Consider the following 12,725-nt stretch of genomic DNA (forward strand, 5'->3'; position numbering starts at 1 on the left):
TTTCATACCTTTTCTCAATTAGCTAGCATCTTTACAATCAAATAAATTAATTATTTGAATCGTTTTAACCCGTTTTAATAGTTTTGTTCAATTAATGATAATGCTCTCAACTTAAGAAGGAGAGCCAAATGAGCGCACTATTAAAAAAGCTAACAACGGCGAATAGCCACCGTGTTTCCTCCACAACTAATCAACCCATTCGAACGCAATGCAATTACGCTGATAACTATTATGGCGACCAAGTTTGCGTAGAAGTCAAAGCCCCTAAACCTCGTACCAACCTTCATGTGGGAGTACAGCTGTGAGAACCTCAATGAAATCAACGTTAACTAAGTTTGTCCTAGGCGGCGTAGCTGCCAGTATGCTTACCTTAGGCGTAAGCGCCGATACACTAACACGTCAAAATGGTGCCCCCGTAGGCGATAATCAAAACTCGCAAACAGCAGGCCCATGGGGACCGGTTTTACTACAAGATTCGCACCTTATTGAAAAGCTAGCGGCATTTGACCGCGAGCGTATTCCTGAGCGCGTTGTTCACGCACGTGGTACAGGCGTATATGGGTATTATGAAAACCTGGTCGACCTTTCAGATGAAACACTGGCTGCGCCGTTTCAATCAGCGGGTAAAAAGACCGACGTTTTTGTTCGTTTTTCATCGGTAGTACATGGTCATCTGTCACCTGAGACGCTGCGCGACCCGCGTGGCTTTGCAGTGAAGTTTTACACTGAACAAGGTAACTGGGATCTCGTCGGCAACAACTTCCCGGTTTTCTTTATTCGCGATGCAATCAAGTTCCCAGATATGGTGCATGCATTTAAACCATCGCCGGTAACGAACAAGCAAGAGCCTAAGCGCATTTTTGATTTTTTCTCGCACGTACCAGAGTCAACGCACACGTTAACTATGCTTTTCTCTGACTACGGCACACCGGCAAGCTATCTAAATATGGATGGTTCAGGTGTACATGCTTTCAAGTTTGTTGATGACGAAGGTAATTACAAGTACGTGAAGTTCACATGGAAGTCGAACCAGCCAATAAAGAACTTTACCAATGAAGAAGCCATGAAAGTGCAGGGAATGGATATGCAGCCGCATACTACCGACATCTACACGCGAATTGGTGAAAAAGGTGAAACAGCGTCTTGGGATCTTTATTTACAAGAGCTGGAGCCAGAGCAATTGGATGATTTTGAGTTTAACCCACTTGATACCACTAAGATTTGGCCTGAATCGCTTGTGCCGGCTAAAAAGATTGGTCGTCTAGTGCTTAATCGTGTACCAGATAACTTCTTTGAAGAAACTGAACAAGCGGCATTTGCACCAAGCAATTTAATTCCTGGTATTGAGCCGTCAGAAGACAGAATGCTTCAAGGTCGTTTGTTTTCGTATGCTGATACACAGCGCTATCGCCTAGGTGTAAACGCGTACCGCATTCCGGTTAATGCGCCTAAAAATACGGTTATTAATAACCACGAACAGCATGGTCAGCTTCGAACGACTAGCACTGCGCGCGACGTGAATTATCAGCCAAGTCGACGTCTTGATCTTAACGAAGATCCAGCGTTCCGTTACTCAAGCAAGCCGCTTGCAGGTATGACGCAACAAATTCCGTTCTACAAAGAACAGAACTTCAAGCAAGCGGGTGAGTTTTTCAGAAACCTAACTAAAGAAGGTCAGAAAAACCTAATTAGTAACTTAGGTGGTGCGTTGGCATCGGTGCCTGAAGAAGAAATTCGCGTCATTATTAGTGCTTATATGTACAACGCTGATAAAGACTACGGTGCAGGTGTAGCAAAATTAGCGAAAGCACCAATGTCTAAAGTTCGTCAAACGGCGAAAGACTTAATGGAACAGCAAGCTGCACGTGCCGCTAAAGCAAAGCAAGTTGCTGAAAGCCTAACCGCACTAATGCAATAAGCTAAATAGCAATAGGGTTGGGAGTTACATCACAGTGTTGAGTAACTCCCATTTTTCTCAAACAATTCTTCTTTAACAATCTTTCTGTAACAGCTTTACTGAAAACAGTTTTGTAGTAACCAAATTTAGATTTACCAGTAAGGGGGCACAATGTCTTTTTTAAAGCAAACACTTACGGCAGCGCTGTTCGTCGTTGCCACCTTCACCAGTTTTTATACTAGTGCGGTAAGTGACGCAACCACTCAAGCTGATACTCAACAAAGTGCAACTAGGCCTAATATGGAGACCTTGAAAGCACGTTATTTTGATGCAGCGCGGGAAGGTGATAGCGCCATGCTGAGTGCGTTTTATCAAGCCGGTTTAGATGTTAATGTGGCCGATGAAAAAGGCTACACCGCACTTATTCTTGCGGCGTACCATGGGCATACCGACACCGTGAACTTTCTTATCAGCGAAGCTAATGCCAACCCATGTCAAGAAGACAACCGCGGAAACACCGCACTTATGGGGGCCATATTTAAAGGTCACGTCAGTGTAGCTAAGCAATTGGTTTTTGCCGATTGCGATATAGATGAAGAAAACGAGCAAGGCCAAACGGCGTTGATGTTCGCAAGCCTTTTCGATAGACAAGAAATTATCAATACGCTTATCGATAAAGGGGCTAACCCAGCTCACATGGATAAAGCGGGTAATTCGGTAGCGGATATCGCTCTTTCGCAAGGTAATTACGAACTAGCAAAAGTACTACGCGAACAAAACGCTAATTAAACCACGTCATATTAGATAGCATTGAATACAACTAGGGGGAACTCCCTATTTGTATTCAATGCATTAAGTTCAATACTAAGCCCATAAGAATTTAGAAGTGGGTTTACTATGAAGTCATTAATTGCCGCTGTGTTCGTTCTGTTTTCTATGCCTTCTTTCGCTGGCGTAATTACCTATGATTTCACACGATTAGTGTTAGGTGACGAAGCTGACCAAACCAGCTTAATTGGGCAAATCACCTTTGATGAAAACGAAACCCAGTTCAATATGAATACATGGCTATCGTTTTTCTTTCAGTTAAAGTTCGATAACGTCTCTTACAACATTCTAGAAGAAGACATCGCTGAATTTGCAGTAGTTGATTTAAATAATGGTGTGTTTGGTGATGAAAGCGGTGAAGGATTTGAGTTCTACATTGAAGATTCAAGCGTTCCCTACGAATTCACTATTAGCTCAGGTTTAGCCGGTCTAGGCGAAACAGACACCTGTGTTTTCTTTGACGGTGGCGACCGCTGTGCGGGTGGCTTGTTTCAAGTAGTTAAAACTGTTGAATCTAATAATGGCTCAACTCAAGTGAGTGAACCTGCTTCTTTTGCCACTGCGATGCTAATTCTGTTTGCGTTTACTTCAATGAGAAAGCGCAAACAGTAATCCTTTTTAAGTTAATGTGTTTCTGGTACCTCGTTCGTTCCCTCCAACATATCTATGTTTCTCGATAGTTGGTGTTTTCAGCCCTCCTTTTGTGAGGGCTTTTTTCTTTTTAAGTTTCTGCTTTTTCAACGCTTTTATAAATTACATCGAATAGGGGGAACTCCCCATAGTTTTGCTTCTTTGGTTGTTAAATACTCAAGGGGTACTCAAAGAGAGGTGTATTATGAAGTTCCTTAATAACAAAACAGTATTATCAGTAGCTATTGCTTGTGCCCTACCAGCGAGCATGGTGAATGCAAAAACTTTCGATAAAACATTGGCTGATGCGCTTGCGGCTTCGCCACTAGAACTACAACAAGTTATTGTTACATTTGAAGGTAAGGGACCTGCCACAACAGAACAAATTACAGCACTTGAATCGTTAGGTATCACTGGAGGTGTTAGCCTACGTAACGTGCCTATTGTTGGTGTGTTAGCCAACAAACAGCAAGTTGAAGCGCTTTATCAACGCGATGACGTGGTGTCAGTGTGGAACAACGACCCACTAGAACTAGAAAACCATGAGTCTACCCAAATCACGGGTGTACAGGCACTACAGGCTGACCGTGACATTCGCATAAATGGCATGCCGGTATCAGGTAAAGGCATTGGTGTAGTAGTAAACGACTCGGGTGTTGACGGCACACACGGTGATTTAGCATTCCCTGATCACGTAGTTCAAAACGTCTTAGCGCAAGTAAACTTAAACAGCTACAGCGGCATTTTACCGATTACATACCAAGAAAACGTATCTAACACCGATATTTTAGGCGGTCACGGAACGCATGTGGCAGGCACAGTAGGCGGTAATGGCGCCAAGAGCGGTGGCTTGCATGCAGGTGTAGCACCGGGTGCAGACATCATCGGTTATGGCTCGGGCGCAGGTCTATTTATTTTAGATACGATCGGTGGCTTCGACTACGCGTTAACACACCAGTTTGATTACAACATTCGTGTTATTTCTAACTCATTCGGTAACACTGGCGATGTGGGTACAGAATTTAATCCAGATGATCCAACAAACGTTGTGACTAAAGCACTGGCAGACAACGGTATTATTACCGTGTTCTCGGCAGGTAACTCAGGCCCAGGCGAATCGACAATTACCGGTAACTTCAAAAAAGCACCTTGGGTAATTACAGTGGCTGCGGGCAACAAGCAAGGCGAGCTAGCTGACTTTAGTTCTCGCGGTGTCGACGGAAAAGGCGGACAAGCGGTTGTTGATGGTGAAGTGTTCACGTGGGAAGACCGTCCTACCGTAACGGCGCCAGGTGTAGACGTTATTTCTGCTCGTGCATCACTGTCTAGCCTAGGCGGTTTAAGTGCAGCTGACGACGCGGAAATGATTGAACCACAACACCTACCGTTTTATACCGTATCTAGCGGTACTTCAATGGCTGCGCCGCACGTGTCAGGTATTGTTGCATTAATGCTAGAAGCGAATCCAAACCTTCAGTGGGAAGATGTGAAGCGTATTCTTCAGGAAACCGCAACACCAATGGCTGGTATGGACGAGTGGGAAGTGGGCGCTGGTTATGTTAACGCTTATGCTGCGGTAACTGCAGTGCTTGAAGGTGAAGAAGTATTTGGCGATACCGTGAAGAAAAATCGCGAATTTAACGCATTTGCTAATGTTGCTGAAGGCGATAGCTTTACGCTACCTACGACTTACCTACCCGTAGGTGAGTCACCTGTAGAAGAGTTTGAAGTAACGTCTGACGTATCTATGGTGGTGGCGAGCGCGTCAATTGAAACGGCAACAGCGTTCGTACTAGAAGACCCGGCAGGCAACCGTTATGGCTCTGGTATCGGCCTACCTGTTTTAGGTTCTTCTGTTGGCACAGCTGCGCCGGGTATGCCGGGTACATGGAAACTATATAGCCGCGGAATTGGTAGCATTAGTGGTGTGTCAGTTGACCCACTAGGTGTTACAAACGGTGTGGGTATCCCTGGCACTAACGATGTGAATATTCGCTTGTTAGTCACATCAGGTTACACCGGTATTGATGATGCAGTAGGTCATCCTGCTAAACCTTTCATTGAATACGTTGTTGCTAATGAGCTAATGGATGCAAAAGAAAGTGGGTTTGCACCAGACGCACCACTAACTCGTGTAGAGCTTGCTGATACGCTAGCGCTTAGTGCAAACCTTCGTCAAACAAACGACGGTAACACAGTTAACTACACCGATGTGAGTGCAGAAAATGCTGCAGCGGTAAACTCTGCCACAGCGACAGGTGCGGTGTTGGGAGATTTAGATATGAATACGCAGCCCGTAATGCAAGCTGATGGTGACTTCTTTGGTAGCAACATGCAGGTGAGCAAAGAAGAAATGGCGTACTCAATGGTTCAAGCATTAGGTCTTGAAGATGCAGCGCAAAGCTTTGACTCTCAGAAGGTTATCGCAATTGTTCTTGGTGAAGCGGTGGAAGTTGAAGACACCGATGCGATTGCTCCTGAGTATCGCGGCTATGTTCAACAAGCACTGGCTGCAGGGCTAATGCAGGTAGAAGTAAAAGTAGAGCAAGGCCCATTTGACCTACAGCCTACGCTTAAAGCCTTCTTTAATCCACAAAATGGGGTATCAAGAGGCGAAGCCGCGTTTATCCTAACGCAATACACAGAACTTTAGTCCTTTGAGGCGAGGGCCGGTTGTAACATTCAAAACACGCGGTAAACCCATCCATGGGCGCTCCACAGCAGCATCCCTGCTGCTGAGGGTTTTGAATGCCACAACCGGCCCTCGCACACTTTTTAGAGAGGGGTGGCTGAAGTAAGGCCCCTCTTTTTTGTTTAGGGCTTTAATTACCGCAACCAGCATTCGCTGAATATGGAATATGGTAGGGGGGAATGGAAAAGAGTTCCACACTGAGAATAAATCCCAACTATTCTAACAAACCTGCTTTTCCTGCCATTCTGATAAGTTCTGCCGAACTGCTTAAATTAAGCTTCTTATAAATATTACTGCGGTGATTTTCTGCAGTTTTAAGGCTCATATCTAGTAGCTCAGCAATCTTCTTACTGGTGTTGCCTGCAGCAACTAAGAAAAAAACTTCTCGCTCTCTTCTAGTTAATACGCTTAGCGGCGATACGTGCTTTTGGCATTGATCGCTAGATGACTGGGTTAGTTCATCGGGAAAACAGGTTTTGTTTGCGGCCACTTTCTTGATGGCTTCAACCAAGCTTTCACCGGAAGATTCTTTTAATATGTAGCCTTTAGCGCCTGCGTCGCGCATGGCTTCAATGTATTCCACTTCGTTGTGCATAGAAAGCACAAGAATTTTCGCGTCACTGCGCTGAGATAGAATTTTATCAATAGCGACCAGACCACTCATACGTGGCATCGAAATGTCCATCAAAATAACATCTGGCGAGAGCTTTAACACTGCAGCGATTAATGCGACACCATCGTCGCATTCTCCCACTACGCTGATATCTGGGTTGGCATTTAGCATTTGAGACACGCCTTGACGCATAAGCACATGGTCATCGGCTAGCACTACACGAATTGTCATACGGGTACCGTTACTGTTGTTCTGGTGCCTTGCCCTACTGCAGAGTCTATTTCCAGTGTCGCATTGAACGCTTCTGCTCTGTCGCGAATACTAGAAAGGCCAATGCCGGGCTCTATGGCTTTACTATCAAACCCTACACCATTATCAAGAATATCCAAACGAATAACGTGATGATGGTAAGAAATTGATAAAGTAAGGTTGGTGGCCTCGCTGTGTTTTATAGCATTAACCAGCGTTTCTTGCGCAATTCTAAATAATAATGTGCTTATGTCTTTGGGCAGATCAGGAGGTACGGTAATCTCGGTGTGATATTCAATATCTTCACCACTAAGCAAATTTCTACAAAGCCAGTTAAGTGCTGGTTTAAGGCCTAAGTCATCAAGGATTGTTGGGCTCATTAGCCGTGATAATTGTCTGACATCATTTAACGCCATTTCAGCGATGCCGTGTAGTGCCTCAAGCTCAGGCGATGAGGTTGATAATGCTTGCAGTCTTCGTGTCAGCCCTGTGAGCAGCTGACCAATCCCATCATGTAATTCACGAGAAAGCTTCGCTTTTTCTGATTCTTGTTGAGCCCACAATCGTTTTGCGAGCTGTTGCAAAACCTCTTGATCGGCATCTAATCGAGCCTGAAGGGTCGCCTGTAACGCTTTAATGTTCTCTATCTCGGTGGCCAAGTCAGTCAAAATAGGCGTTCCTGTAGTCTCCAACCTGTTGCTCAGGTAATTGAGATAGCCATTTGGATGTTAAGTCATCCACCGTGTCTTCTTTACCTGGAATGGCGCGATAGTAAAGGTGGTTACGCCAGTAGTTAGGATATAACGCTAATTTTTGCTTTAACTTTTCGATGGACTCTTCATCACCTAGTGACGCCTTTACGTATAGCCACTGCAGGTAAGGCTGGTAGTAGGTTGGTTTAATGAGCGAGCTAAGCTTCTCCATGGCGCTGCTATTTTCATTCAAAGAAAGTCGCTGCTGTATGTCGAGCAGAATTTTAATTTCAGTGATGACCGGCACGTTGGTGTTATCGACAAGTGTAGTGTAGATCTCGTCTCGTTCGTTATTTAGTGTACCTTTATGATGCTTCAATCCCAATGTTAACCATTGGTAAACGGCAAATTGCTCGTGGCGCTCTTCGCTAATGGTAGGCGTCACGGTTTCAAGACTGTTTTCTAGGCATAACCAGTTTGCGGTAAGTAAACACATCTCTCCCTGCCATAGTAATACCTCGGTTTGGGCTCTGACATCTTCAGAAGCCTGAGCTAAGCGCCTTGCGTCAGCGGCGTGCTGCGTGGCTTCAGTCAAATTTCCGTTTGCAAAGTTTAAGTAGCTGAATAGCAGGTGGTTATAAAGCTTTTCTTGATTGTGCTGTGTACCGAGTCGTTGCTCGACAGTGGTTAAATAATTGGTGGCGGTATTCTTGTCCCCTTTTACCAAACTCAACTGTGCAAGATTTTGATGGGTTCGAAGTAAGTGAGACTCGTCCCCATTTCTTTCAAATAGCATTTTCGCCTGCTGCCAGTAAATCTCAGCAAGAGAGATATCTCCAATTAGAAAATGCATATAGGCCACATTGCTCATACTTTGCGGCTGAAGCACCTTGTCATCGGTTTGCACACGAATATCAAGACCGCGTTTGTAGTACTCTAACGCTCTTGCGAACTGGCCTCGCTCTTCAAACATAAAACCTAGTGTATCGTTTACATGGGCTTCTTGTGCCAAGTCACCTAAATCGTGGAGTAGTTTTACCGCTTCTTCTAATGACGCCTCTGCAGTGGTATAGTCGCCCGTAAGAGATGTGGCAATGGCGAGGTTGGCTAAGGTTTTAGCCCGCTGAGAGGGCTGCGTTTTTGCATCACGCAATGCCAGTGCGTCTTTAAAATACTGCGCTGCAGCCACATTGTCAGCTGTACGTAGGTAAGCAATACCAAAAGCGTTAAGTACTAAACTCTCGCCTCGGGGATCTTTTGCTTGACGAAACGCTACGAGTGCTCGAGTTAATGAGTCGCTGGTGGCAGTTTCAATGTCCCCATTAATAATTTGCAGACGAGCAAGTTCAAACCAAAGTTGTCCATTATTGGGGCGAAGGGCTAAAGCAGCTTTATAGTCGGACATTGCTTTGGCATCTTCGCCAGCCCACTGATATATGTCTGCACGCATCGACAGCAAGTCTGGTCTGTCAGGGAACTGAGAAACAAGCGCATCTATTGATTGTTGAGCAAGAGACAGATCTTCGTTTAGCTCTGCTCTTAATAGCTCGCCCTGTAAACGCCAATACACTGCCAAGTCAGAGAGTTGGAATAAAGTTTCTACCGCTTGCCTGGCACCGTCATAGTCGCCCGTATTTAAATCGTTTCGAGCCTTTGCCACCCATCCACCCGGATAGTCCGGTGTGGTTGCTATAATCGCCTCAACGGTGTCTGCGCTATTTAACGCTTCTCCTTTTTGCCAAGCGGTATCCAAGGCATCAAGGTAGCGTAAGTCAGGAAGTGGTTGGGGCGATTGCGTTTCGATGGCGTCAAATAACGATTTAATGAGCTTGTTAGCAAATACACTTAAATCATCGGACAGGGTGTTTGCATTTACATTATGCGACACGGTAAAAATAGGTTTGTTAGCGGGCATACTAAGTACGCTGGCATGAAGTAAGTAACTATCGCTACTGGTAGGCGTAGCATCAAGTAATAATACGCTGTTTACCGACGTGGAAGCGGCTAAGTCTACTCTGTCATTGTCGTTATTAAATGGGGATAACGCTAAGTTTGACATCAATGTTTGGGTTTGCTCTTTATCATCTAAAACAATGTGAGGATGAGTAGACAGGGGATAGCGCAGTAACGTGTTTATCGTATCTAAAAGTGGATATTGAGGATCATTGAGTACGAGTAGCTGAATAGGAGTATCAGAGGGCAGTCTGGTTTGCGCTTTTTGATACCAAGAGTAAGAAAAAATGCTGGCGCTAATCACAAGTACCAATATGGCAATGGCGGAAAAGGTGACAAGGGTTTTGTAAGTTACATTAGCACTGCCATTATCGCTTGATGAGCTGATGTTAAGTGCCTGTTCCAAAGAGAGTCTCTTCGCGGGCAAATGGTGTGTTAATTGATCAATACAAGCTTTGCGTTTTTTCGTCCACAGGTATTGAGAAAAGCCCAGTCCTTCCTTTTGTACACAGCCCAGCATATCTTCTAACACTCTTCCTAAGCTGTAGGTGTCAGAGTGTTCGCTCGCTTTTCCAGTCTGGATGACTTCAGGAGCGGTATAGTGTTGGTGTCCGCTCGTTTGAGCGCCAGATGCAGCGCTCTGCCCAATTCCAAAGTCGATCAGTTTAATGTCTTCATTGTGATCAAGAAGAATATTGTCTGGCTTTATATCGCCATGTTTAATGCCTATCGATTTACAGGCCAACAGTGCCTCAACGAGCTGTTGCTGCCACTTGTCGAAATCGGCTTTGCTGATAGGTTGTTGAATGCGTGTATACAGAGGCTCGCCTTCAATAAACGCCATTGTAAAAAAGGCGGTATCTCCATCAGAGAAAACGTCATGAACACGGATGATATTAGGATGCTGTAGTTGCCTAGCAATGTTGACTTCATTGCGGATGGTTTGCATTTTAACCGGGTCGCTGGCGCCACCCTCAATGACCTTAAGTGCAACTTTCACATCAAGTAATTCATCGATGGCGCTGAAAACGGTGGCCTGAGCACCTGAGCCAAGTTGTTCAACAATTTGAAACCGGTTAGCTAGACGGGAATTTGGCGCAATAGAAGTCCCTAAAGCAAGCGCCTCAGTTTTAAGAGAATTGTTTTGCGACGAGAATACATCGGGCCTGTTCAAAGCCTTCTCCACACTTCACTAACCACTACAGCGACGCAATCGAATAGACGAATTGCGTCACTAAATTGTTATTTTTATTTTAGCTTATAAGTGAAAGTTTATGCTCAATTGTGTGGAATAACAAACGCATCGAAATCATATTCGCTAAAGAGGTGGCAAAATCTATGTCCGTTTGGGTAAAGTAACGGCGTCCCAGCGTCGAGTCTGCGTACAATACGCCAACGGGCTTTTCATCAATACAAACAGGTACACAGATGGCAGCCTGAATGCCGTGACTGATTATACTATGCTGCTTGTTTAACGATTTGTCGCAAACAATATTGCCAATGGCACGAACAGCGTTAGCTTGCATGCACTGGTTGATGATAGTACGGCTACCGGTAAAGTCCTCACCTTGCATCCAGCTTTCATAGCCTATCCCGAGTTGATAGTTATTTATCTTATCAAACAAAATGAGTGATGCCCGTTCACACCCTAATGATTGGGTTAAACATTCTCTGGCAAGGTTAATAAGAGCAGTACTGCTATTACACTGTTGAAGCTGCGTTTGGTACTGCTTTAGTTGTTGCTTTCTCCACTCTCGTTGGCTGTCAAGTTTGACCACATTATTGAGCGCAAGGGGAGTAAATTCACAGGGTACTGGACCAAGCTGTAATACATGGGGTTTGTCTAGCGTCAGGTGCTTTATTTGAATTCCCGCACTGAAGCACCCTGTAGAGCTCATGTCATTTAGCTGCCAAACGTGATCGTTGTCAGCTTGTTTGTTTGCTCGTAATACAATATGAGAGCGAGAAACTTGGGGGTGGGGTATAACGATGTCCGCGCTTTCAGAGCGGCCGACCTGATACTCTCGACCTTCAAAAAGCAAGTGCTTACTTACGCTTCCGTTATTTTCTGTAAAGGCTATTTGTAACGGCATGGCATATTCCTCGTCGCGTCACTGGTGCCATCTCCTCCCATCTGTTTGTATAAAATTACACAAATAAGAGAGTTTCTTGCTTATCAGTGACGCCAAACGCTGGTTTAATTGCGTCGATTTCAACGCAATTAAACGTTTCAGTCTCCAGCTTGATTTACAATGTTCTTAAGCTAAAGCGTAATGTTTGTAGCTGAGTAAGTAGTAAACCTTTCACGTTCACAACGTCACCACTTGAGCGCCATACATCTGCAATTTCATTGCCAGACGCATTATCAATAAGCGATATAAGGCTATCTACAGCAGCCAGTGCCGCATCGTCATCGTTTACCGCCAATGCCGATTGGACATCGTTTATTCCGCTGTCTATGGCTGCCTCTAATAGCGCAGCAATTTTATTGCGATTGCCATTTACGATCGTGCTTAAAGAAGCAACTTTGTCATTGATAACAGAACCTGATGGGCGATTATCTAATAAGATAATAAAATCTGAAAATTGTCCTGTGCTGCCGCGTGCACGAAAACTGCCTGATGACGTTAACGTTGTTATGTCTTCAAACTCGCCACCGTCGTGAGACGTAAACAAGCGCCATGGAATGGTTGGCGTGTAGTGAATAGCTTTAGTGTAAAGCTCAACCATCGCTAAACCTTCAAACCCAAAACCGGCGTCAGCTTTCGGAGAGATTGATACAAGAACCGGAAAATCCGAAACAGCGCTTGTTAATGCTGAGGGCAGGCGGTCTGTAATGGTCAAATCTGTGGGATCAAGCAGCTCAGCGGTAATGTCAATGTTGTTAGCATTAAGGCCAATACTGTTTTCGAACTCTACAGTTAAATCTACTTCAATTAAGCTGCTTAGCGTCAGTTTGGCCTGAATCTTATTGTCGTCGACAGTGAGAGTTGCAGGCGTGACTACCTGTGCTTGTGCAGTGGAAAACAAAAGTAGAGCTGTGGTGGCAACAACGGTGGTAAGTTGTCTGAATTTCATCGCAGTAAACATCATAGGATGACCTCTTTCAGTATTGGTTAAAATTTAACCTAAAATGGTGCCATTATCAATTAATATAATGGCACCGTTTTC

10 protein-coding genes are annotated in these 12,725 nt (G+C 44.8%); 5 read left to right on the forward strand and 5 right to left on the reverse strand.

The window, feature by feature from the left end:
• Window positions 1-128 precede the first annotated feature (128 nt).
• From NO989_RS09080 to NO989_RS09100, 5 genes are all read left to right on the forward strand, one after another.
• Window positions 129-305, forward strand: a complete 177-nt coding sequence (locus NO989_RS09080) for a hypothetical protein (protein WP_155279885.1) — start codon at window positions 129-131, stop codon at window positions 303-305.
• Window positions 302-1,918, forward strand: a complete 1,617-nt coding sequence (locus NO989_RS09085) for a catalase (RefSeq protein WP_273070703.1) — start codon at window positions 302-304, stop codon at window positions 1,916-1,918. The genes NO989_RS09080 and NO989_RS09085 overlap by 4 nt, the downstream gene beginning before the upstream one ends.
• A gap of 150 nt (window positions 1,919-2,068) precedes the next feature.
• The gene (locus NO989_RS09090; RefSeq protein WP_014950839.1) at window positions 2,069-2,686 is read left to right on the forward strand and encodes an ankyrin repeat domain-containing protein; all 618 of its coding nucleotides are present in this window, start codon (window positions 2,069-2,071) and stop codon (window positions 2,684-2,686) included.
• 108 nt (window positions 2,687-2,794) lie between these two features.
• Window positions 2,795-3,337, forward strand: coding sequence for a hypothetical protein (locus NO989_RS09095; RefSeq protein WP_014977495.1), 543 nt, complete (start codon window positions 2,795-2,797; stop codon window positions 3,335-3,337).
• Window positions 3,338-3,560: 223 nt separating this feature from the next.
• Window positions 3,561-6,008: a S8 family serine peptidase gene (locus tag NO989_RS09100; RefSeq protein ID WP_061486592.1), complete on the forward strand. Its 2,448-nt coding sequence runs from the start codon at window positions 3,561-3,563 to the stop codon at window positions 6,006-6,008.
• A gap of 253 nt (window positions 6,009-6,261) precedes the next feature.
• On the opposite strand, the gene NO989_RS09105 is transcribed toward NO989_RS09100, so the two are convergent.
• The 5 genes from NO989_RS09105 to NO989_RS09125 form a co-directional block, all read right to left on the reverse strand.
• The gene (locus NO989_RS09105; RefSeq protein WP_014977493.1) at window positions 6,262-6,891 is read right to left on the reverse strand and encodes a response regulator transcription factor; all 630 of its coding nucleotides are present in this window, start codon (window positions 6,889-6,891) and stop codon (window positions 6,262-6,264) included.
• Window positions 6,888-7,577, reverse strand: a complete 690-nt coding sequence (locus tag NO989_RS09110; RefSeq protein ID WP_014950835.1) for a sensor histidine kinase — start codon at window positions 7,575-7,577, stop codon at window positions 6,888-6,890. The genes NO989_RS09105 and NO989_RS09110 overlap by 4 nt, the downstream gene beginning before the upstream one ends.
• Entirely contained in the window at window positions 7,570-10,728 is a 3,159-nt protein-coding gene (locus NO989_RS09115; RefSeq protein ID WP_156086954.1) for a serine/threonine-protein kinase, read from the reverse strand. Before NO989_RS09115 ends, NO989_RS09110 begins: the two co-directional genes overlap by 8 nt.
• 79 nt (window positions 10,729-10,807) lie before the next feature.
• Window positions 10,808-11,647 carry a GAF domain-containing protein gene (locus NO989_RS09120; protein ID WP_156086953.1) on the reverse strand — a complete coding sequence of 280 codons (840 nt, stop codon included), beginning with the start codon at window positions 11,645-11,647 and terminating at the stop codon, window positions 10,808-10,810.
• A gap of 154 nt (window positions 11,648-11,801) precedes the next feature.
• Window positions 11,802-12,647 (reverse strand): DUF6689 family protein, encoded by an 846-nt coding sequence (locus tag NO989_RS09125; protein ID WP_371342427.1) that lies wholly within the window; start codon window positions 12,645-12,647, stop codon window positions 11,802-11,804.
• Between the last annotated feature and the right edge of the window lie 78 nt (window positions 12,648-12,725).

Source organism: Alteromonas sp. DY56-G5, assembly GCF_041414725.1.
Taxonomy (GTDB): Bacteria; Pseudomonadota; Gammaproteobacteria; order Enterobacterales; family Alteromonadaceae; genus Alteromonas; species Alteromonas macleodii.

Bases quoted from the DNA above. Each gene is read 5' to 3' on its own strand.
- NO989_RS09080 (WP_155279885.1), top strand. From the start codon at position 129: ATGAGCGCACTATTAAAAAAGCTAACAACGGCGAATAGCCACCGTGTT.
- NO989_RS09090 (WP_014950839.1), top strand. From the start codon at position 2,069: ATGTCTTTTTTAAAGCAAACACTTACGGCAGCGCTGTTCGTCGTTGCC.
- NO989_RS09095 (WP_014977495.1), top strand. From the start codon at position 2,795: ATGAAGTCATTAATTGCCGCTGTGTTCGTTCTGTTTTCTATGCCTTCT.
- NO989_RS09100 (WP_061486592.1), top strand. From the start codon at position 3,561: ATGAAGTTCCTTAATAACAAAACAGTATTATCAGTAGCTATTGCTTGT.
- NO989_RS09105 (WP_014977493.1), bottom strand. From the start codon at position 6,891: ATGACAATTCGTGTAGTGCTAGCCGATGACCATGTGCTTATGCGTCAA.
- NO989_RS09120 (WP_156086953.1), bottom strand. From the start codon at position 11,647: ATGCCGTTACAAATAGCCTTTACAGAAAATAACGGAAGCGTAAGTAAG.
- NO989_RS09125 (WP_371342427.1), bottom strand. From the start codon at position 12,647: ATGATGTTTACTGCGATGAAATTCAGACAACTTACCACCGTTGTTGCC.